At 56.3% G+C, this 21,940-nt stretch carries 19 protein-coding genes; 6 read left to right on the top strand and 13 right to left on the bottom strand.

All coding sequences use genetic code 11. The annotated features are described in order from the left end of the window. The first annotated feature begins 114 nt into the window (after nucleotides 1-114). Both fumA and fumC read left to right on the top strand, forming a co-directional pair. Nucleotides 115-1,761, top strand: coding sequence for a class I fumarate hydratase FumA (fumA, locus tag ABIE02_RS01075; protein WP_032617863.1), 1,647 nt, complete (start codon nucleotides 115-117; stop codon nucleotides 1,759-1,761). A 164-nt stretch (nucleotides 1,762-1,925) separates the two neighbouring features. Further along, a complete protein-coding gene (gene fumC / locus ABIE02_RS01070; protein ID WP_059308049.1) occupies nucleotides 1,926-3,317 on the top strand; it encodes a class II fumarate hydratase in 1,392 nt (463 codons plus the stop codon). Here fumC and tus read toward each other — a convergent pair whose 3' ends face one another. The 6 genes from tus to rstA all read right to left on the bottom strand — a co-directional run bounded on the left by tus (nucleotide 3,318) and on the right by rstA (nucleotide 9,392). Further along, complete coding sequence (gene tus, locus ABIE02_RS01065; protein ID WP_336994645.1) at nucleotides 3,318-4,247, bottom strand: DNA replication terminus site-binding protein; 930 nt, start codon at nucleotides 4,245-4,247, stop codon at nucleotides 3,318-3,320. Nucleotides 4,248-4,320: 73 nt separating this feature from the next. Then, nucleotides 4,321-5,619: a two-component system sensor histidine kinase RstB gene (gene rstB / locus ABIE02_RS01060; RefSeq protein WP_336994644.1), complete on the bottom strand. Its 1,299-nt coding sequence runs from the start codon at nucleotides 5,617-5,619 to the stop codon at nucleotides 4,321-4,323. Between the two features lie 79 nt (nucleotides 5,620-5,698). Then, on the bottom strand, nucleotides 5,699-6,469 hold the full coding sequence (locus ABIE02_RS01055) for an ABC transporter ATP-binding protein (protein WP_032617867.1): 771 nt from the start codon (nucleotides 6,467-6,469) through the stop codon (nucleotides 5,699-5,701). Further along, complete coding sequence (locus ABIE02_RS01050; RefSeq protein WP_336994643.1) at nucleotides 6,469-7,458, bottom strand: FecCD family ABC transporter permease; 990 nt, start codon at nucleotides 7,456-7,458, stop codon at nucleotides 6,469-6,471. Before ABIE02_RS01050 ends, ABIE02_RS01055 begins: the two co-directional genes overlap by 1 nt. A gap of 56 nt (nucleotides 7,459-7,514) precedes the next feature. Further along, a complete protein-coding gene (locus ABIE02_RS01045; RefSeq protein WP_336994642.1) occupies nucleotides 7,515-8,531 on the bottom strand; it encodes an ABC transporter substrate-binding protein in 1,017 nt (338 codons plus the stop codon). A 144-nt stretch (nucleotides 8,532-8,675) separates the two neighbouring features. After that, nucleotides 8,676-9,392, bottom strand: coding sequence for a two-component system response regulator RstA (gene rstA / locus ABIE02_RS01040; RefSeq protein WP_200142132.1), 717 nt, complete (start codon nucleotides 9,390-9,392; stop codon nucleotides 8,676-8,678). Nucleotides 9,393-9,520: 128 nt separating this feature from the next. Here rstA and ABIE02_RS01035 point away from each other — a divergent pair, with 128 nt between their 5' ends. Continuing rightward, entirely contained in the window at nucleotides 9,521-9,856 is a 336-nt protein-coding gene (locus ABIE02_RS01035) for a GlpM family protein (protein ID WP_032617871.1), read from the top strand. Here the strand turns inward: ABIE02_RS01035 and folM are convergent. The 3 genes from folM to ydgH all read right to left on the bottom strand — a co-directional run bounded on the left by folM (nucleotide 9,853) and on the right by ydgH (nucleotide 13,135). After that, nucleotides 9,853-10,575 carry a dihydromonapterin reductase gene (folM, locus tag ABIE02_RS01030; RefSeq protein ID WP_059308044.1) on the bottom strand — a complete coding sequence of 241 codons (723 nt, stop codon included), beginning with the start codon at nucleotides 10,573-10,575 and terminating at the stop codon, nucleotides 9,853-9,855. The genes ABIE02_RS01035 and folM overlap by 4 nt on opposite strands. A 38-nt stretch (nucleotides 10,576-10,613) precedes the next feature. Continuing rightward, nucleotides 10,614-11,996 (bottom strand): amino acid permease, encoded by a 1,383-nt coding sequence (locus ABIE02_RS01025; RefSeq protein WP_059308043.1) that lies wholly within the window; start codon nucleotides 11,994-11,996, stop codon nucleotides 10,614-10,616. A gap of 185 nt (nucleotides 11,997-12,181) precedes the next feature. Further along, entirely contained in the window at nucleotides 12,182-13,135 is a 954-nt protein-coding gene (gene ydgH, locus ABIE02_RS01020; protein ID WP_059308042.1) for a DUF1471 family protein YdgH, read from the bottom strand. Between the two features lie 536 nt (nucleotides 13,136-13,671). Between ydgH and pntA the strand changes: the two genes are divergently transcribed. The 3 genes from pntA (at nucleotide 13,672) to ABIE02_RS01005 (ending at nucleotide 17,829) form a co-directional block, all read left to right on the top strand. Then, complete coding sequence (gene pntA / locus ABIE02_RS01015; RefSeq protein WP_032617875.1) at nucleotides 13,672-15,201, top strand: Re/Si-specific NAD(P)(+) transhydrogenase subunit alpha; 1,530 nt, start codon at nucleotides 13,672-13,674, stop codon at nucleotides 15,199-15,201. 10 nt (nucleotides 15,202-15,211) lie between these two features. Next, on the top strand, nucleotides 15,212-16,600 hold the full coding sequence (gene pntB / locus ABIE02_RS01010) for a Re/Si-specific NAD(P)(+) transhydrogenase subunit beta (protein ID WP_032617876.1): 1,389 nt from the start codon (nucleotides 15,212-15,214) through the stop codon (nucleotides 16,598-16,600). A 113-nt stretch (nucleotides 16,601-16,713) separates the two neighbouring features. Further along, the gene (locus ABIE02_RS01005) at nucleotides 16,714-17,829 is read left to right on the top strand and encodes a mechanosensitive ion channel family protein (protein ID WP_032617877.1); all 1,116 of its coding nucleotides are present in this window, start codon (nucleotides 16,714-16,716) and stop codon (nucleotides 17,827-17,829) included. A gap of 35 nt (nucleotides 17,830-17,864) precedes the next feature. Here the strand turns inward: ABIE02_RS01005 and uspE are convergent, their stop codons facing one another. The 4 genes from uspE to abgT form a co-directional block, all read right to left on the bottom strand. Further along, nucleotides 17,865-18,815, bottom strand: coding sequence for a universal stress protein UspE (uspE, locus tag ABIE02_RS01000; protein ID WP_032617878.1), 951 nt, complete (start codon nucleotides 18,813-18,815; stop codon nucleotides 17,865-17,867). A 135-nt stretch (nucleotides 18,816-18,950) separates the two neighbouring features. Then, nucleotides 18,951-19,703 carry a fumarate/nitrate reduction transcriptional regulator Fnr gene (fnr, locus tag ABIE02_RS00995; RefSeq protein ID WP_032617879.1) on the bottom strand — a complete coding sequence of 251 codons (753 nt, stop codon included), beginning with the start codon at nucleotides 19,701-19,703 and terminating at the stop codon, nucleotides 18,951-18,953. A 182-nt stretch (nucleotides 19,704-19,885) separates the two neighbouring features. Further along, a complete protein-coding gene (ogt, locus tag ABIE02_RS00990) occupies nucleotides 19,886-20,401 on the bottom strand; it encodes a methylated-DNA--[protein]-cysteine S-methyltransferase (protein WP_155166661.1) in 516 nt (171 codons plus the stop codon). A 10-nt stretch (nucleotides 20,402-20,411) separates the two neighbouring features. Further along, nucleotides 20,412-21,938: a p-aminobenzoyl-glutamate transporter gene (gene abgT / locus ABIE02_RS00985; protein ID WP_336994641.1), complete on the bottom strand. Its 1,527-nt coding sequence runs from the start codon at nucleotides 21,936-21,938 to the stop codon at nucleotides 20,412-20,414. Nucleotides 21,939-21,940 lie beyond the last annotated feature (2 nt).

Raw genomic sequence — 21,940 nt, 5'->3', positions numbered from 1 at the left:
TACTAGTCTCAGTTTTTGTTAAAAAATTGTGTAGGATAAGCCAACTCGCTTTTAAGCAAGGCAAACGGAACATCTGCCTGAACCATAATCAGCAATGTCGTAAGTGAGAGAACAATGTCGAATAAACCCTTCTATTATCAGGATCCTTTCCCGCTGGCCAAGGATCAGACCGAATATTACCTGTTAACCCGCGATTACGTTTCTGTCTCTGAGTTTGAAGGTCAGGAGATCCTCAAAGTGGACCCGCAGGCGCTGACCTTACTGGCGCAACAGGCCTTCCACGATGCCTCCTTCATGCTGCGCCCGGCGCACCAGCAGCAGGTGGCCGATATCCTCAGCGACCCGCAGGCCAGTGAAAACGACAAATACGTGGCGCTGCAGTTCCTGCGTAACTCCGATATCGCGGCGAAAGGCATTCTGCCGACCTGCCAGGACACCGGTACCGCCATCATCACCGGTAAAAAAGGCCAGCGCGTCTGGACCGGCGGCGGTGACGAAGCGGCCCTGGCGCACGGCGTCTACAACACCTATATCGAAGATAACCTGCGCTATTCGCAAAACGCCGCGCTGGATATGTACAAAGAGGTGAATACCGGCACCAACCTGCCGGCGCAGATCGACCTCTACAGCGTCGATGGCGACGAATACAAATTCCTCTGCATCGCTAAAGGCGGCGGCTCAGCCAACAAAACTTATCTCTACCAGGAGACCAAAGCGCTGCTCTCCCCGGGCAAGCTGAAGAACTACCTGGTCGAGAAGATGCGTACCCTTGGCACCGCGGCCTGCCCGCCGTACCACATCGCCTTTGTCATCGGCGGCACCTCGGCAGAAAGCACCCTGAAAACCGTCAAACTGGCCTCCACCAAATATTATGACGGCCTGCCAACCGAAGGTAACGAGCACGGTCAGGCGTTCCGCGATGTGCAGCTGGAACAGGAGTTGCTGGTGGAAGCCCAGAACCTCGGATTGGGCGCACAGTTTGGCGGCAAATATTTTGCCCACGATATCCGCGTGATCCGCCTTCCGCGTCACGGCGCGTCCTGCCCGGTGGGTATGGGCGTCTCCTGCTCCGCTGACCGTAACATCAAGGCCAAAATCAACCGCGACGGTATCTGGATCGAAAAACTGGAAAACAACCCAGGGAAATACATCCCGGAAGAGCTGCGTAAAGCGGGCGAGGGCGAGGCGGTGCGCGTTGACCTGAACCGTCCGATGAGCGAGATCCTGGCCCAGCTTTCGCAGTACCCGGTCTCCACCCGTCTGTCGCTGAACGGCACCATCATCGTGGGCCGTGATATCGCCCACGCGAAGCTGCAGGAGCGTCTGGATAACGGCGAAGGGCTGCCGCAGTACATCAAGGATCACCCGATCTATTACGCGGGTCCGGCGAAAACCCCAGATGGCTATGCTTCCGGTTCCCTGGGGCCAACCACGGCAGGGCGTATGGATTCTTACGTAGATCAGCTCCAGGCCAACGGCGGTAGCATGATCATGCTGGCGAAGGGCAACCGCAGCCAGCAGGTGACCGACGCCTGCCACAAGCACGGTGGTTTCTACCTCGGCAGTATCGGCGGCCCGGCCGCGGTGCTGGCGCAGGGCAGCATCAAGAGCCTCGAGTGCGTGGAATACCCGGAACTGGGGATGGAAGCCATCTGGAAAATTGAAGTGGAAGACTTCCCGGCGTTTATCCTCGTGGATGACAAAGGCAACGACTTCTTCAAACAGATCCAGTCTTCACAGTGTTCGGCCTGTGTGAAGTGATCTAAAACGCCTTATCCGGCCTGCCAGTAAGGTAGGCCGGATAAGCGCAGTGCCGCCGGACAACAAAAAGAGCGCACAAAGCGCCATACCGTTTCCCCGATCTCATCAATACTTATTTCTTTGAGCTGTGAGCAATCCACTTCAGTGTTATCAAGGAGAAAGTAATGACCTCACGCAGTGAGAAAGATTCGATGGGCGCCATCGACGTCCCGCAGGACAAACTCTGGGGCGCACAAACCCAGCGTTCGCTGGAACATTTCCGTATTTCCACTGAAAAAATGCCGGTCTCGCTGATCCAGGCCCTGGCGCTGACTAAACGTGCGGCAGCCAAAGTAAACCAGGATTTAGGCCTGCTGGCGGCAGAAAAAGCCACCGCCATTATCAACGCCGCCGATGAAGTGCTGGCGGGCAAACATCCCGATGAGTTCCCCCTCGCCATCTGGCAGACCGGCTCCGGTACCCAGAGCAACATGAACATGAACGAGGTGCTGGCAAACCGTGGCAGCGAGTTGCTCGGCGGCGTGCGCGGCATGGAGCGCAAAATCCACCCCAACGATGACGTTAACAAAAGCCAGAGTTCCAACGACGTCTTCCCGACGGCGATGCATGTGGCGGCGCTGATTGCCCTGCGGGAGCAGCTGATTCCACAGCTGAACATGCTCAAGCAGACCCTCAATGATAAAGCTCAGGCGTTCGCCGATATCGTCAAAATTGGCCGAACCCATCTGCAGGATGCCACGCCGCTGACTCTCGGCCAGGAGATCTCCGGCTGGGTAGCGATGCTCGAGCACAATCTGCGCCATATCGACCACAGCCTGCCGCACCTGGCGGAGCTGGCACTGGGGGGCACCGCGGTGGGCACCGGGCTTAACACCCATCCTGAATACGCGGTACGCGTGGCTGAGGAGCTGGCGACCATCACCGGGCAGCCTTTTGTCACCGCGCCGAACAAGTTTGAAGCGCTGGCCACCTGCGATGCGCTGGTGCATGCCCACGGGGCGCTGAAAGGGCTGGCGGCATCGCTGATGAAAATCGCCAACGACGTGCGCTGGCTGGCCTCCGGGCCGCGCTGCGGCATTGGTGAGATCAGTATTCCTGAGAACGAGCCGGGCAGCTCCATCATGCCGGGCAAGGTGAACCCAACCCAGTGTGAAGCCATGACCATGCTCTGCTGCCAGGTGATGGGCAACGATGTGGCGGTCAACATGGGCGGGGCGTCCGGCAACTTTGAACTGAACGTCTATCGTCCGATGGTGATCCATAACTTCCTGCAGTCGGTGCGTCTGCTGGCCGATGGAATGGAGAGCTTTAACGAACACTGCGCGGTGGGCATTGAGCCTAATCGTGAGCGCATCAGCCAGCTGCTCAATGAGTCGCTCATGCTGGTGACGGCGCTCAACACCCATATTGGCTACGACAAGGCGGCTGAGATCGCGAAAAAAGCCCATAAAGAGGGACTGACGCTCAAAGCCGCCGCGCTGGCGCTGGGCTATCTCACTGAGGCCGAGTTCGACAGCTGGGTTCGCCCGGAAGAGATGGTCGGCAGCCTGAAATAGCTACTCCGCAACATACAGGTGCAGCCGCGGAATGATTAAGCGTAGCGGCTGCGCCTGGGGCTTATAGCGATGCTGAACGTTGTCAGCATCGTAATTCAGCAACTCGCCGATATCCGGGATCACCGCGCCCTGGTCGGCGTCGTACAAGGCAATCAACGGCGTTGGGCAGGCGTACTGCACCTGCTTTTGCTGTCCGGCATACCAGACGCGGGCGATAGGCTGCACCTTTACCGGCCGTTTGATCTTCAGCCGCGCCTGCACAGGCAGCGCATGGATGGCGGTATATTCTGACTCCAGCCGCTCCACCCACTGATCTCTGGACCAGGGCGCCACGGCGCGCGGAGACTTCAGGCTTTTTTCCAGCATCTCCAGCACCTCATCGCGGGTGAAATTCTTGATGATGTGCTTATTGGCCCAGCCGAAGCGCAGCGTGGCGGGGTGATTGATCACCGTTAACGTGCGATAGGCGTTGAGCGTGATCAACCCTGGCAACTGGTGATGCACCCACTCAAAGCGGGCAGCAGGAGCCAGGCCAGACTCCTCGGTGACGATTTTTTCAAAGTCCGCTTTTAAGGCGTTAATGCTCGCGATCTGTTCCGTAAGCTGCATCCGGTGGGCGGCATCGCTCTGCAGGCAGATCACCCCTGGCAGGCGCACGGCGGCCTTGCTGCTGCGGGTTTCCGACTGCTGCTGGATAAACAGATGGCGATAGTGTTGCAGCGCCATGGTCAGGGCTTCCTGGCCGATGTGCTGCTTCACCGCGATGGCGTTAAGCGGATCGTGTTCCGCGCCTTTGGCAACGTCCGGCAGGGAGAAGACGCGGCCCGCCAGCAAGCGGCAGGATTGGAGATCGTGGGTGAGTTGCGCCAGCTCGTGTTCCATCTGGCGAAAAGTTGAGTTTAAGCGTTCGAGCAGATCGTAAGTCGCCATAATACACCACATTAGTTACAACATACTTATTGTATAGCACAGCACGCCCGGTCAGACCAGCGTGCGGTTTCGGTCAGTCAGGGATGGGAAGGGCGATATGATGCCAGATGGGCCAGTTAAAGCAGAACCTGGCGCCACCGAGATCGCTTGCTTCGCAGCTGACATCGCCGCCCAGCGCCTGAGCGATGGAGTGGACGATAGCCAGCCCCAGGCCGCAGCCGCCGGTGGCGCGGTCGCGGCTCGGGTCGAGTCGGACAAAGGGTTCAAACACCCGCTGACGCGCCTCTGGTGCAATGCCCGGGCCGTCATCCTCCACCGACAGCGTGGCGCGGCTGCCGCTCAGGTGCAGTGAAATTCGCAGGGTGTTATCGCTGTAGCGCAGGGCGTTATTGACCAGATTATCCAGCACCCGCTCCATCAAACGCATATCCAGCGCGCCGTAATCGCCGCCCATGCTGTCAATCAGCAGCGTGCGATGGGGGTTAACGCTCTGCACGTCTTCAACATAGCTGCGCAACCAGGCGGGCAGATCCGGGGTGGTGAGTTTAAGTTCGTTCTGCGGACGATCGAGCCGGGCATAGGTCAGCAGCTCCTCAATCAGCGCCTCAAGTTGGCCGATATCGCGATTCAGCGCCTGTGATTCCGCCGCGGTCAGGTTCTCACTCATCTCCAGCCGGTAACGCAACCGCACCAGCGGGGTACGCAGCTCGTGGGCGATACCGTCGATCAGCTGCTTTTTGCTGGCGATCAGCGCATTGATGTTGTCGGCCATCTGGTTAAAGGCCACGCCCAGACGCTCAAAGCTGGAGGCGCTGTCGAAATGGATCCGTTCTGTCAGGTGGCCGTCGCCAAAGCGCTGGGCAGCGGCCTCAAGGCGGAGCATGTCCTGCCAGTGGGGACGCATCCAGATAAAGACCGGGAAGGCCAGCGAAATGGCGATAAAGGCCAGCAGGACGAGATCAAGCAGGCGCATCTGGTGCAGGAAATAGAGGTAGGGCACCGGGCCAACCGCCAGCACATAGTGGCTGCGCGGGATACGCTGGATAAAGGTGTATTGATCGTCCAGCGCCACGATGTCACCCCCACGAAGGCGCTGCATGGTCGGGGCATCCAGGTCGTACTTTTTCAACGGTTCGATGCGCAGTTTGAAGGACAAATTCAGATCCAGCTCCTTAATGGTGCGCGCCCAGTCGTGAGGAGGGATCTCACGCAGTTCGCTACGCATCAGATAGAGCGAGCTTTTCATCAGGTCATCCAGCGATTGCCTGCCCGCGCGCTCGGCGGTGAATTTGTAGACCAGCCCGACCAGCATGGCCATTACCAGGAAGCAGACAAACAGCAGGAGGTAAAACTGCACGAACAGCTTTTTCATTACGTATCACCCAAATACCACGCGTTAATGATGCGGCCCGACCAGACGGTTCACACTCTCTGGCGGGACATGGCACACTTTACGCAATGGGCTGCCTCATGGCATAGCGAATATTTAACGTCTCGCCTTGCTTTATCACGTTTGCTTTCACATGCCAGGCATTTTCGATCAGCGCAGGGGTCAGCACGGCATCCGGTGGTCCACTGGCAATCACTGACCCGGATTTCAGCAGCACCAGCCGCTGGCAGTAGTTGGCGGCGAGATTGAGATCATGCAACGCCACCACCACCGTAACCGGCAGTTTGGTGATTAACGTCATTAATTCCAGTTGGTACTCAATATCCAGGTGGTTGGTGGGTTCATCGAGGATCAGTAGGCCCGGCCGTTGGGCGAGGGCGCGGGCGATTTGAGCGCGCTGCCGTTCCCCGCCGGAAAGTTGTCGCCAGAGGCGGTGTCGCAGGCTGGAAAGTTTCATCAGACGGATGGCATCCTCCACGGCGATGTCGTCGGTACTGTTCCAGCTAAAAAGCCCCCTGCGGTGCGGCGTGCGGCCCAGACGGACGATTTGCTCCACGCAAAGATCGCCGTCGACGTCGGCATGCTGGGGAACAAACGCCAGTTTTTTTGCCCGCTCCCGCAGGGGGATCGCGTTGAGCGGAGTTCCATCAAGGCGGATATGATGCGCCTGGTGCGGGAACAACCCCGCCAGGCAACGCAGCAGTGTTGATTTACCGGAACCATTCGGCCCCAGCAGGCCAATAACTTCCCCGGTAGCCAGCTCCAGATTGATGTCGTGCAGCACTTTTCGCGACTGCAGGGTCAGCTGCAATCCTTTCAAGGAAAGGGTCATTATTTTTTCTCCCGGCTGCGATACAGCAGAACCACAAATGCAGGCGCACCCACCAGTGCGGTGACCACGCCTATGGGAAGAACCTGATGAGTAATCAGGGTACGAGAAACCACATCGGCGAGGATCATAAAGTGACTGCCGATCAGAAAGGTCAGCGGAATGGCGCGGCGATGCCCGGGGCCACATAACAGGCGTGTAATGTGCGGGATCACCAGCCCAACAAACCCCACCGCACCGATGATACTGACCATCACCGCCGTCACCAGCGCACAGGTGAGCAGCAGCATCATACGTACCAGGGTGACCGGCACGCCCAGCGTAGTCGAGACTTCATCACCAAAGGTGAAGGTATCAAGCGAACGTGAAAATGCGAAAACCACCATCAACCCGGCCATTACCACCGCCAGGGCCAGGATGGCATCCGGCCAGCGAACGCCGCTCAGACTACCCAGCAGCCAGAACATCACGCTGCGCGACTGCTCCGCATTCGCGGAGGTGCTGACAATGTACGCCGTCATGGCGTTAAACAGTTGCGTCCCGGCGATGCCCGCTAACAATATGCGCGGCGGGCTGTCGGTCATCCCGTGCGTGATCAGCATGATAAGCCCAAACGCGCAGCATGCGCCCATAAAGGCACCGCCGCTGATGCCCAGCGTGCTGCCACCCACCCCCAGCAGCATAACGCAGACCGCGCCAAGTGAAGCGCCGGAGGAGATCCCCAGAAGATAGGGTTCAGCCAGCGGATTACGCAGAATGGACTGCATCACCAGGCCGCAAAGCGCCAGTCCCCCTCCGCTGCAGGCCGCCATCAGCGCCCGGCTCATGCGGTATTCCCAGATAATCCCTTCCTCAATCTGTGGGAGGGGCCAGGTACCCAGCCCAAGGCCGTTCAGGATCGCTTTTCCTGCCGTCGTATACGACACCGGCATATCACCCACGGTTGCGGCGAAAACCAGTGTTAACGGCAGGGTCAGCAATCCGAGGACCATCAGGCTTCGCGGTCTCCAGCGTGGCATTCTGAAGGGAACACGCAAAGTCAGTAGGCTCATTGTGCAGTCTGCCAGGTCGCGAGCTGGTCACTTATCATCTCAACGGCATCGACATTACGTATTGAGGGGTTCAGTGACATTGCAGGCACGACAATGATGTGGCCTTTTTTAACAGCAGGCATATTTCGGGTGACGGGGTCGTCGTGCAAAAAGGCTTTTTTAACCGCCACATCATCAGCGGGGTAAAGTCGCCGGGACATCTCTGCAATCACAATAATGTCAGGCTGCGCCTGAGCAATGTGTTCCCAGGTCACGGCCGGCCATTCATCATGGGAATCAATAATATTTTTCAGTCCCAGCGCGTTGCTGATCCAGCCCGGTGCGCCGTAATCGCCCGCCACCCAGGGATCGCCTTTCAGACGGCTACTGGAGAACCAGAACACCACTTTCAAAGGGCGCGAGTGCTGCGACGCCGCGCGCGCCTGAGCCTTCTGAATACGTCGGGTCAGCGCCTCGTTGAGCTGCTCCCCCTGCGGCTGAACATCGAATATGGCAGCCAGCGCATCGATTTCACGTTTGATTTCCTCAATGGTGAAAGGGGTGCTGCGCGCCCCGTCGCCATTTGAACTGTCGGTTACGCTTTTGCCGATGCAGTCGGCGGGAGAGATCCAGGTCGGAATGCCAAGCGTTGCAAACTGCTCGCGGGTGCCGGTTTCTCCCTGCGGCCCGATATGCCAGTGATATTGCGCCAGCACCAGATCGGGATTCTGGGCGGTGACAGCCTCAAAGGAAGGGGCGTTATCTGCCAGTTTTTTTAATCCTTTACCGCGTTCCGCTACCGCATCCGGTAGTGGACCAAACCAGACCGACGTGGCACTGATTTTCTTCTCCAGCCCCAGCGCCAGCAGTAATTCCGTCTCGTGTTGCCCAACAGTCACCACCCGTTGCGGCGCGCGGGTAAATGTCTCTTTAATCCCACAGTTTTCTACCGTCAGCGGATAAACCTGTGCGGCAAAAACCGAATTTGCGAGGGTCGCAAGAACAGACGCCAGCACCAACTTTTTGATTAACACAATCCCATCCTCATAATTGTTATGTTATAACATAATACATATTATGCAGGCAGGCGCAAAAGTTTAATCAGCAGGGGGGATTTCAACAGCAGGAAGCAGCCCGCATTGCCGGGAAAGGTATTCTGGCGATGCGGGCTGAGGGGGTCAGATATCCCAGGCGTGTGGCGCGAAGAGATAGCCTTTATTACGCACGGTTTTGATGCGGAAAGGTTCGGTGGCGTTATCCAGCAGTTTTTTGCGCAGGCGGGAGATTGCGACATCCACGCTGCGGTCCATCCCATCGTAGCTGACGCCGCGCAGGTTTTTCAGCAACGCATCCCGGTCCATAATCTGTCCGGCATGGGTCGCCAGCTCCCACAGCAGATCAAAATCTGCCGTGGAAAGCGCCACCTGCTCACCGGACAGCAGCACCTGACGATTCACCGGATCGATGGATAACGTGCCAAAACGCAGGGCTTTATGGGGCGTTAACTGCGGGGAGGAGGCATCGCTGAAGGCCGTGACGTGCTGGCGCAGATGCAGGCGCAGGCGCGCGAGCAGCACCGCCGGTGGAGTGGTTTTCAGGATATAGTCGTTGGCGCCCATTTCTAACGACAAAATGTGGTTCATATCGCTGTCGAGGGAGGTCAGCAATACAATGGGGCCTTGCCAGCGGGCGCGCAGATCCCGGCACAGGGTCATCCCATCTTTGCCGGGTAACATGATATCCAGCAGCACCAGATCGGGTTTTTCCCGCGCCACTACCTCTTCAGCATGGTCGCCGCGCGGTTCGACGATGACGTCCATATCATGTTTACCCAGATAAGCGGCAATCAGCTGGCCGACTTCAGGGTCATCCTCAACGTATACGATCTTATTCATAACCAGTCTGAGTCTGCGAAAAAAACCAACATACACCGCAAAACCTTAACCTTGCATTAATCATTCGCAAAAAGTTGCCGTTCCGTTATGCTGCCCGTCATTGTTATTTAGTTGTTAAGGGAAAAGGGATGGGGTTGTTTATTAAAGCGGCGATAGGCGCACTGGTGGTTTTAATCATTGGGATACTGGCAAAAACGAAGAATTATTACATCGCCGGGTTGCTGCCGTTGTTCCCGACCTTTGCCCTGATCGCCCATTATATCGTGGCTTCAGAGCGCGGCATCGAGGCGCTGCGCACCACCATCATTTTTGGCATGTGGGCGATTATTCCGTACTTCCTCTATCTGCTGTCGCTGTGGTACTTCATCGGCATGATGCGTCTGCCCCTGGCGCTGGGCGGGGCGGTGGTTTGCTGGTGCTTCAGCGCCTGGGTGTTAATCTTCTGCTGGAGCCGTTTTCACTAACGTAACGGCCGCCCGCCGTCAACGCCAAACGACCGGCCAGTGACGTAACAGCTGGTCAGGATGTAGTCGATTAAGTCGATCACCTCTTTTTCACCAGGCGCGATCTTCATGAGCGATTTATTCAGCGCCTGCTGACGATAGTCGGCATCATCATGCTCATTAAACATGATCAGCGACGGGGCGATGGCGTTGACTTTCACTTCCGGCGCCAGCTTGCGGGCAAACGAGCGGGTCATGTTATCCAGCGCGGCTTTGCTGGCGGCATAGGCAATGTGCTTATCGCTGCCACGCTCCACCACGTAATCGGTGAAATGGATAATGTCGCTGGAAGCATGGCCGTGCCCGCGCAGCAGATCCTGCAGAGCATGGTTCAGCAGGTAGGGGGCGTGAACGTGGATCTGTAGCATGCAGGAGAGGGTTTCGCTGAGCGAGGTCTCCGGCGACTCTGGCATCCACGCGCTGGCGTTGTGAATGATAGCGCGTAACCCAGGGGTTTCGGCTTTCACGCGCTCGGCAAAGGCCAGAATCCCGTCGTCGGTGGCAAAATCGGCCTGAATGCAGGTCGCGCCCGCCTCGCACAGGGTGGCGATAGCGGGATATTTCGTCCGGTAGCTTACAATCACCGGCTGGTGAAGATTCAGAAAGTGGTGCGCAAGCGAGAGGCCGATGCGACGGCCTCCGCCAGTAATCAGGATCGGGAGCGGCTTTGCGTGTCCCATCGTATTCTCCTTATCCAGTCGACGATGGGAAAAGTCGCTTATCCCATCAGCATCCACGTTGCCGGTAATGCGGCAACCAGTATCATTCCAATCAACACCATTTCACGGCGTTTAAGCGCGTGTTGCAGCTGGTGGGTACGACGGGCGTAAATAAACACCAGCAGCCCAGGCGCATAAAGTACCACGGAAAGCAGCAGATGCATCGGACCAGACGCATACAACAGCCATAAGCCATAAATGCAGGCTCCCATCCCCACAACGGTGTGCATCGGGCGGGTAGCTATTTTTAACAAATATGCACCCACCAGGAAATAGGGTACCAGAATCATTTCAGAGGCGATGGTTAACAGCGTGTTATAGTCCGAACCTGTGAGCCAGATCAGCACCAGACAAATCTGCACGCTGACGTTGGTCAACCACAGCGAGGCGGAAGGCGCACTGTTTTTGTTCTGACGGGCAAACAGACGGGGAAACGCTTGATGCGTTGCGGCCAGGAACGGCACCTCTGCCGCCATGATGGTCCAGCTCAGATAAGCTCCGCACACCGACACGATCAGCCCGGCGGCAATCACCACTTCGCCCCAGGAACCCATCATTTTGACCATCAGGCCCGCCATCGACGGGTTACGCATCTCCGCCAGCTCAGGACGGGCGACCACACCCAGTGAGAGCAACGTGACCAGCAGATAAACCCCCAGCGCGGCCAGCACCGCGAGCAGGGTGGCGCGACCAACATCCTGCTTATTACGTGCCCGGGCCGAGACCACAACCGCGCCTTCCACCCCGATGAACACCCACAGGGTGATAAGCATGGTGTTTTTCACCTGCTCCCAGACCGGGACGCCCAGCGCCACGCCGGAAAAATCCATGCTAAACACATCGAGACGAAACGCGATAATCGCCAGCACGACAAACAGCCCAAGCGGCACCAGCTTCGCCAGGGTGGCGACCAGGTTGATGCTCGCCGCAGTCTGCACGCCGCGCAGCACCAGGAAATGGACGAACCACAGCAGCACCGAGGAGCCAACGATCGATTGCCAGGTATTACCATCGCCAAACAGGCGCAGTTCAGGCGTGTCGGTAAAGAAACTCAGCGCAGAAAAGACGATCACCAGATAAGAGACGTTGGCGATCACCGCGCACAGCCAGTATCCCCATGCGGAACAGAAACCCACCAGCTCACCAAAGCCTTCGCGGGCATAGGTGAAAATGCCGCCGTCGAGGTCGGGACGGATGCGCGTCAGCAGCAGCATGGCGAAGGCCAGTAGCAGGATCCCGGCACCGGTGATCCCCCAGCCGATAAGCAATGCTGACGGGCTGGCTACGGCAGCCATATTCTGCGGCAGACTGAATACACCTGCGCCGAGCATGGAGCTTAAAACAAGCGCAGTTAAAGCGCTCAGGCCAAGTTTCTTTTCCATTGGCTTCCTTTTTAAAAAGGGTCAGATCCAGAATAATTATTTCGTCGAAGCGCATAAAAATGGTGGATCACACTAAGGCGCGGAATTCTACGGAGTGTCGGGAAGGCATGCAATCAGGAAGGGTGGAATTCTGCGTAAAAAGCAAAAAAAAGGCGGCATTACGCCGCCTCTGGGGATAGGTTTACTTATTTGTACAGGTCGGCGCTGATGGTCATGTTATTACCGCGTTCCTGCCACTGGCGGGTGATGTGGTAATACTTCGCCCCTTTCTTCGCCGCACGCTTCGCCACCTGGTAGGAGACTTCGGTCATGCTGGCGTAGTTGCCGGTGAATTTGATGCTGTCGAAAGGCACCATCTGCGCGGCAGTGGCATTGTTCAGCTCTTCAATTTTGGTCCCGTCATTCAGCGTTACGCTGTAACGGCCACCTTTGGTGGTCTGGGTTTCAAAGAAACGACCCACACCGGCAGCGGAAGCGCCAGGTGTAGCGCTGGTTGCTACGCCAGGGATTTCGACTTTCTTCGCTTCTTCGCCGCCTTTGGCGATGGCCGCGCGGCCAGCCTCAGAGTTTGCCGGGATGGCATCCGGGCTTTGCAGAACACGTTTTTTGGCGTCTTTTTTGTAGATATATGCAGTGATGCGCTGGTTGCCGCCCTGGTTAGCATCAATCTGGCGAACGATGTAGAAGGAGTCTGCGTCTTTCGCTTTTGCGGCTTTGGCGATAGCGTCGTTCACTTCTGGCTGGCTGCGGTAGAAGCCCTGAATGGTGACGGTATCATAGGGTTCAAGCAGAACGGCCTGTTCTTTCGGCAACTCCATCACGCCGTTGATCACGCGGTTTTTTGGCTCATCTGCTTTTGGGGCGTTGTCTTTATACAGCGCCACAATCACGCGCTGGTTACCGCTGTCGCCGACATCGGAGTTATCCACGACGTAAAATGCGGCGGCGCCCTCTTTATCGGCGCGTTTAGAGGCGGCAGCCACTGCATCGCCAATTGCGTTAAAACGACCTACGATCATAACGCGATCGTAAGGTTTCGTTGCAGCCGCTTGCTCCGGCGTTAACTCTGTCGCGGCATTGGCAGACAGGGCGGTCGCAGCAAGGAGTGCGGACGCCAGGAGAGAGTTCTTAAGCTTCATAAAAATAATCCTTCGCCTTACGCAAACCAGATACTGGTGTTGTTGTTAATTTGAAAACGTTGACGATTATTGCATTTAACACCCATCGCTGTCTGCGCGATTTTTTACGACCGGTGCGGAGTAAGTCATCAAAATAGATAACCTTTACTGATATGTTGAAAAAACACCCGTTTGACCAGTAAAACTAATAAAGCATATGACTTTCACAAGTTAATTTAATGTTAATAAGTTGTTTCTGGGTGGGGCTATATCGTGTTTTTGTCGCTTCGCCTGTGCTAAACATCGGCCCTGGCGGGGAAATAGCGGCAGATATGCCTGTCTGAGACGGCGATCGCTTATTTTTGACAGTTAAAGTCATAAATAGTGTTTTCTTGCTGTGGATCACAGGCGGTATTTTCAGTAGGTTATAGAAAGTTTGTTACTGTTTTATTTTCTGCGGGTAAGCGTAAGTGGCAAGTTAAGTCATGCCGCGGTTATCGTCTGCCCGTTATGAACGTTCGACAAACCATCATCAAAAACCGATGGAAGGGATTACTATGCGTATTGGGGTACCAAGAGAACGGTTTGCCAATGAAACCCGCGTAGCGGCGACACCAAAAACGGTGGAGCAGCTGCTCAAATTGGGTTTTACCGTCGCGGTTGAAAGCGGCGCAGGCAAACTGGCAAGTTTCGATGACGAGGCCTTCAATCAGGCTGGCGCGGAAATTGTAGACGGCGAGAACGTCTGGCATTCGGACATTATTCTGAAGGTAAATGCACCGGAAGAGGGTGAAATCGCGCTGCTCAATCCGGGCACGACGCTGGTGAGCTTTGTCTGGCCCGCACAAAACCCGGAGCTGATGGAGACACTGGCGGCGCGTGGCGTCACCGTAATGGCGATGGACTCCGTACCGCGTATCTCGCGTGCGCAGTCGCTGGATGCCCTGAGTTCGATGGCGAATATCGCGGGCTACCGTGCCATTGTCGAAGCCGCGCATGAGTTTGGTCGCTTCTTTACCGGGCAGATCACCGCAGCGGGTAAAGTCCCTCCGGCAAAGGTGATGGTGATTGGGGCAGGCGTCGCCGGTCTGGCTGCCATTGGCGCAGCGAACAGCCTGGGCGCTATCGTCCGTGCCTTTGATACCCGTCCTGAAGTTAAAGAACAGGTGCAGAGTATGGGCGCCGAGTTCCTTGAGCTGGACTTCAAAGAAGAGGCTGGTAGCGGCGACGGCTACGCCAAAGTGATGTCCGAGGCCTTTATCAAAGCCGAAATGGCACTCTTTGCCGCCCAGGCGAAAGAGGTGGACATTATTGTCACCACCGCGTTGATCCCGGGTAAACCGGCGCCGAAGCTGATCACCCGTGAAATGGTCGATTCCATGAAGGCCGGGAGCGTGATTGTCGATCTGGCGTCGCAAAACGGCGGCAACTGCGAATACACCGTTCCGGGCGTGGTGACCACCACCGCTAACGGCGTTAAAGTGATCGGCTATACCGATCTGCCGGGCCGTCTGCCGACCCAGTCCTCTCAGCTGTACGGTACTAACCTGGTCAACCTGCTGAAGCTGCTGTGCAAAGAAAAAGACGGCAATATCACCGTTGATTTTGACGACGTTGTCGTGCGCGGTGTGACCGTGGTGCGCGAAGGTGAAATCACCTGGCCTGCGCCACCGATTCAGGTCTCTGCCCAGCCGCAGGCGGCAGCCAAAGCCGCACCAGCACCAAAAGAGCCTGAAAAACCGGCCTCGCCGTGGCGCAAGTTTGCCTTTATGGCGCTGGCGATCGTGCTGTTTGGCTGGCTGGCAGACGTAGCACCGAAAGAGTTCCTCGGACACTTCACCGTCTTCGCGCTCTCCTGCGTAGTGGGTTACTACGTGGTTTGGAATGTCTCCCATGCGCTACATACGCCGTTGATGTCGGTCACCAACGCCATCTCCGGGATCATCGTGGTCGGCGCGTTATTGCAGATTGGTCACGGCGGCTGGATCAGTTTCTTCAGCTTTATCGCGGTACTGATCGCCAGTATCAATATTTTCGGTGGCTTCACCGTGACTCAGCGCATGCTGAAAATGTTTCGTAAGGGATAAGGGGTAACCTATGTCTGGAGGATTAGTTACAGCTGCATACATTGTTGCCGCGATCCTGTTTATTTTCAGCCTGGCGGGGCTTTCAAAACATGAAACGTCGCAGCAGGGTAACAACTTTGGTATTGCCGGGATGGCGATCGCGCTGATTGCCACGATTTTCGGGCCGGATACCGGCAACGTAGCGTGGATCCTGGTGGCGATGATCATCGGTGGCGCGATTGGTATCCGTCTTGCCAAACGTGTAGAGATGACTGAAATGCCGGAACTGGTAGCGATCCTGCACAGTTTCGTGGGTCTGGCGGCAGTGCTGGTAGGCTTTAACAGCTACCTGTATCACGAGCCGGGGATGGCGCCGATTCTGGTGAACATCCACCTGACCGAAGTGTTCCTCGGGATCTTCATCGGTGCGGTGACCTTTACCGGTTCTATCGTGGCGTTCGGCAAGCTGCGCGGCAAGATCTCCTCAAAACCGCTGATGCTGCCAAACCGTCACAAGATGAACCTGGCGGCGCTGGTTGTATCATTCTTACTGCTGGTGGTCTTCGTGCGCACCGACAGCGTGGGCATGCAGGTGCTGGCGCTGCTGGTGATGACGATCATCGCCCTGGCCTTCGGCTGGCACCTGGTGGCCTCCATCGGTGGCGCAGATATGCCGGTGGTGGTCTCGATGCTGAACTCCTACTCTGGTTGGGCGGCAGCAGCGGCAGGTTTTATGCTGAGCAACGACCTACTGATCGTGACCGGTGCGCTGGTGGGGTCGAGCGGTGCCATCCTCTCGTACATCATGTGTAAGGCGATGAACCGCTCGTTTATCAGCGTGATTGCCGGTGGCTTTGGCTCAGACGGGCAAACGTCCGACGGTGACGAAGAGGTGGGTGAACATCGCGAGATCACCGCTGAAGATACCGCTGAGATGCTGAAAAACTCCCATACGGTGATCATCACCCCGGGCTATGGCATGGCGGTCGCGCAGGCTCAGTATCCGGTTGCGGAAATCACCGAGCGCCTGCGTGCCCGTGGCATCAAGGTGCGCTTTGGTATTCACCCGGTTGCCGGGCGTCTGCCGGGCCACATGAACGTGCTGCTGGCGGAAGCGAAAGTCCCTTATGACATCGTGCTGGAGATGGATGAGATCAACGACGACTTCTCCGATACCGATACCGTGCTGGTAATTGGCGCTAACGATACCGTTAACCCGGCCGCGCAGGACGATCCGAAAAGCCCAATCGCCGGTATGCCAGTGCTGGAAGTGTGGAAGGCGCAGAACGTTATCGTCTTCAAACGCTCCATGAATACCGGTTACGCTGGCGTGCAGAACCCGCTGTTCTTCAAAGAGAACACCCACATGCTGTTTGGCGATGCCAAAGCCAGCGTGGATGCGATTCTGAAAGCGCTGTAATACGGCGTTACGCACGATAAAAAAACCGCCCATCTGGGCGGTTTTCTCATTTATGCAGGCTGCTCGCCCTCACTGTCTATACTTTCTTTTTTTGCGTAAAGGGAGGAGGGAGAATGCAGTACTTGTCACGTTTCGACTTTTTGACGTTAATGATGACCCCCAGATTCTGGATTGGCTTTGCTACTGTGACGGTGGTAACCCTACTAATCTACTGGCTACTGAAACGCCTCATCACCTTTGTCCATAAGGGCATCACCAACTGGGGTGACAAACATCCCGCCACCCACAAGATGCATTTTGTCCTCACGGAAATGCTGAACAGAACCAGCCGGATCCTGCTGTTTGTGGTCGCTTTTCTGTTCAGTCTGCGCTTTGTCGAACTGCCGGATCGGCTCTACGGCGCGCTGAGCCATGCCTGGTTCCTGGTGCTGGCGATTCAGGTGGCGCTGTGGATGGATCAGGGGGTGGTCTCCTGGCTACGGCACGTCATGCTTACGCCGGGAAGCCATAAGAATCCCGTTACCCTGGTGATCACCGGGCTGATCCTGCGGGCGATTGTCTGGTCTGTGATGCTGCTGTCGATTCTCGCCAACGCTGGCGTCAACATCACCGCGCTAGTGGCAAGCCTGGGGGTCGGGGGGATTGCCATCGCGCTAGCGGTACAGACCATTCTCAGCGACGTTTTCGCCTCGCTCTCGATTGGTTTCGACAAGCCCTTTGAAATCGGGGATTTTGTGGTGTTTAACGACGTGGCCGGGACGGTGGAGCATATCGGCCTTAAGACGACACGTATTCGCAGCCTGAGCGGGGAACAGATTGTGTGTGGTAATGCGATCCTGCTCCAGCAAACGCTGCATAACTACAAGCGAATGCAGACCCGTCGTATCGTCTTTACCTTCGGCGTGGCCAGCGATACGCCGCCTGAAAAGTTAAGGGTCATTGGCGATAACGTGAAAAAGATTATCACGGATATTGGTGAAACGCGCTTCGACCGCGCCCATTTGCTGGGTTTTGATAAGGACAGGCTCACCTTTGAAGTGGTGCATATCGTCAACACGGCGGATTACAACAAGTACATGGATATCCAGCAGGAGATAAACATCCGTATTCTGGAAAGCCTGAATGATGAGGGAGTAAAACTGGCCTTGCCAAGCATGGTTCTTCATGCGCCCTGGATGAAAGAGGGCGAGGGCGCGCAACAGTCACCTCAGCCCGTTACCGAGAGCTAAAAAAAAGCCCGCCGTTACGGCGGGCTTTTTTATTGTTAATCGTCTTCGTCGTCGTCCAGCTCAACCGGGGTTTGATACTGATCCGGCTTAATGACCAGCAGGTCACAGCGCAGGTGGTCGATGACCTGTTCTGCCGTGTTGCCAAGGAACGCAGCAGAGAGGCCGGTCCGGCCGATGGTGCCCAGCACCACAATCCCCGCCTGCAAATGCTCTGATAAATCGGGGATCACCTCTTCAGGCAGCCCTTTCTCGACATGGGTTAACTTCTCATCAATACCGAATTTTTGCCGCAGCGCTTTCATCGCCAGCAGATGCTGACCGCGAATGGCGTCGTTATACACGCTCGGATCAAACTCCGGCAGTTCGATAGCAATGTTGATGGGAGTAATCGGGTAGGCACCGACAAGGTGGACTTCGGTATGGTTGACCTGCTCGGCAAGATGGAGCGTCTCTTTCACCAGCTTTTCGTTCAGGGCGTTGTGGTAGTTCTCTTCGCTGGCGAGATTCACCGCCACTACCGCTTTACCGCCTTCCGGCCACGGCTGGTCTTTTACCATCCAGACCGGACACGGACATTTACGCAGCAGGTGCCAGTCGGTCGGGGTGAAGATCACCGCTTCCAGCTTGTCGTGCTGGTGGGCCATCTTCAGCAACAGGTCGTGTTGGCCACTGACCACTTCCTGGATGATGGCTTCAAACGGACGGTTATGCCACACCACTTTGATCTCAATGGGGACACCGGCTTCAAGATAGAATTTTGCCTGTTCGCGGATCCAGGCGGTACGCTGGCTGATCACTCCCTGACGCATAGCGGTGCGTTCGTCAGGCGACAGAAGGGTGGTCATTTCGTAAGAGAAGTCATATATCGGCAGAAACGCTTTAATTCTGCCACCAATCCGTTGATGTAAATAGACAGCTCGTCTTAACGCCGGTTGATCGTCCTGATTAGGATCGATGGCCACCAGCATGTTTTGATACTTTGCCATACAGGTCTCCTTACTACTGTCACCACAGACTGTAATTAAAAGAGTAACCTATATATTTGAAATGAAACAGGGGGGAAGTTTTGCCAGATCAATAAATGCGTAAAATTATCGATCTGGCAGAGAAAGCAGAGAACGTTATGCCACGTTACGGGAGTGGCCTGCCAGTACCGCCAGCGCTTCACCGTTTTCGATGGTGATATATTTGCCTTTTACCGCCAGCATACCGCTTTTCTGAAAACGACCCAGCAGACGGCTGATGGTTTCCACGGTCAGACCCAGATAGTTACCGATGTCGCCACGGGTCATGGTCAGACGGAACTCACGCGGTGAAAAACCACGCTCGGCGAAACGGCGGGACAGATTATAGATAAAGGCCGCCAGACGCTCTTCAGCATTCTTTTTGGACAGCAGCAGGATCATATCCTGGTCGCCTTTGATCTCACCGCTCATCAGACGCATCATCTGCTGACGCAGGTTAGGCATTTTGCCTGACAGATCGTCCAGGGTTTCGAACGGGATTTCGCAAACCATTGAGGTTTCCAGCGCCTGAGCAAAGCTCGGGTGATTACCGGTGCCGATCGCATCAAAGCCTACCAGATCGCCCGCCAGGTGGAAGCCGGTAATCTGCTCGTCACCCTGTTCGGTGATGGTATAGCTCTTGATAGTGCCAGAGCGGATAGCGTACAACGATTTCAGTTCGTCTCCCGCTTTAAACAGCGTCTGCCCTTTCTGAATCGGCTTTTTACGCTCGATAATATTATCAAGCTGATCAAGCTCGTGCTCATTCAGGGTAAACGGAATACAGAGCTGGCTGATGCTGCAGTCCTGACAATGGATAGCACAACCGCCAGACTGAATGCGTCGAATAATTCGCTTTTCCGGGATCATAGGTTTGCTCAAGCCTTAATTGATATTGGTCAATTTTAACATCTTTTTGGACCCTGCGTAAGCCTGGTAAACCATCAATCAGGACAAGAAACGTGAAAGCGCCAGCATCTTCTTGAAATTCCACAAATTAGCTGCGGTTTTTATCACTAACTAAAGGAAAATTAAGCACTAAAAGCCTGGAACTACAGCAATAAATACCCTTCGTGACGCAGTAACCACTCCTTGCGCTGAACCCCTCCCGCGTACCCCGTCAGGGTGCCATTACGGCCAATTACGCGGTGGCAGGGCACCACAATACTGACCGGATTTGAGCCATTTGCCGCACCCACGGCGCGCGCTGCGCCTGGGCGACCCAGTTGAGCCGCCAGCTGGCCGTAATGCATCACCTGGCCGCAGGGAATGGAACGCAGGGCTGCCCACACTTCACGCTGAAAAGGCGTGCCGGCCGTGGCGGTGGGCAGAGTATCAATAATGCTGAGATCGCCCTCGAACCAGGCGGTCAGCTTATCGCTAAACCCACCCGGATTACTGGCGCTGATTCGCTCGTAGCCCTGCGCCCGGTAATGGATATTGAGCAGCTCCACCATCCGGTTGCTGTGCTCCTCCCACTCAACGGCGCGCAGGTTAAATTGCTCATCGGCAATCACCCACAGCGGCCCCAGCGGGGTGGCGATTTTATCTTCGAGTAATCTCAGCATAGGCTCTTCCTTAGTTCAGTCGCGGGTAGACTCCCGGCCCAATAGGCAGGCCGACAAGATACCATGCCACAAGCATGAGCAACCATACTCCTAAAAAGATAAGCGGATACGGCAGCACCAGCGAATAGTAGGTACCCAGTTTCGCCTCGGGCTTATAGCGCTGGAGGAAGCCTAAGAACAGCGGTACGAACGGCGACACCGGAGCCAAGGGAATCACCGACGAATCCGCCACGCGGAACAGGATCTGCGCAAACGCCGGGTGGAAACCCAGCAGCATGAACATGGGCACAAAGATAGGCGCCAGAATCGACCAGATGGCTGACCCGCTGGCGATAAACATGCACAGCAGCGAGGAGAGCAGCGCCAGACCGACGAAAGCGGGTACGCCGCTTAGCCCGGCGGTTTCCAGCAGATCCGTCAGGCCCACCGCCATAAATTTACCCATGTTGCTCCAGTTAAACATGGCGACAAACTGCGCCAGCGGGAACACCATCACGATAAACCCGGCCATCTCTTTCATCGGTTCGATCATCAGCTGGGGTAGATCCCCCTGACGGCGCACCTTCCCGGTGGCAATGCCGTAGGCCAGCGATACAACGAAGAAGAAGAGAATGATCAGCGGCACGATGCCTTTTATAAACGGCGAGGGCAGTACGGTGTGCTTCACCGGATCGCGCAGGATGCCGTTATCCGGCACCACCATCAGGGCAATGACGGCGATAAAAAGCAACGACACGACCCCGGCCACGCGCAACCCACGGCGCTGCTCCGGCGATAAGGCATCCAGCTTCTCGTCGCTGCTGCCCTGCCACTTGCCCAGACGCCGCTCAACGATCCTGTCGGTGATCAGCCCCCCGACAATCGTCAGCACAATCACTGAGCTGGCCATAAAGTACCAGTTGTCGATCACGCTGACGTGCATCGCAGCATCGAGGGTTTTGGCCGCTTCGGTGCTAATCCCGGAGAGCAGCACGTCGGTGGTAACAATCAGCAGGTTGGCGGTAAAACCACAGCCAACCCCGGCGATAGCTGCCAGCAGCCCTGCTACCGGATGACGTCCAACGGCGAGGAAGATCAGCGCCCCCATCGGCGGCATGATCACCAGGGCGGCATCAGAAGAGATATGGCTGAAAAAGGCGATAAACAGCACCATATAGCTGGCGTAACGCGCGCTGACGTGGGACGCCATTTTCACCATCAGGGCAGGCAGCAGGCCGGAACGTTCGGCCAGACCGGCACCCAGGACCAGGGCCAGGATCGCCCCCAGCGGGGCAAAGCCGCTGAAGTTTTTGATTACATTCGGTAAAAACCAGTGCAGACCTTCGATGCTAAGCAGATTTTTAACCACGACCATGCTGCCATCGGCCGGATTACGTGCGCTGACGTTAAACGCCGACAATATAGCGGTGGCCGCGGCCAGGATCACAATCAAATAAACGAACAGCAGGAAAGGGTGCGGCACTTTATTGCCGATCCTTTCAACCCAACCATAGAGCTTGCCGGATGGGGAATGCGAAGGTATGGATGACATACTCATGG

It is taken from the genome of Leclercia sp. 1548, assembly GCF_050435045.1.
Classification (GTDB): domain Bacteria; phylum Pseudomonadota; class Gammaproteobacteria; order Enterobacterales; family Enterobacteriaceae; genus Enterobacter; species Enterobacter adecarboxylatus.
This window is presented reverse-complemented; position numbering and strand designations above follow the sequence as displayed.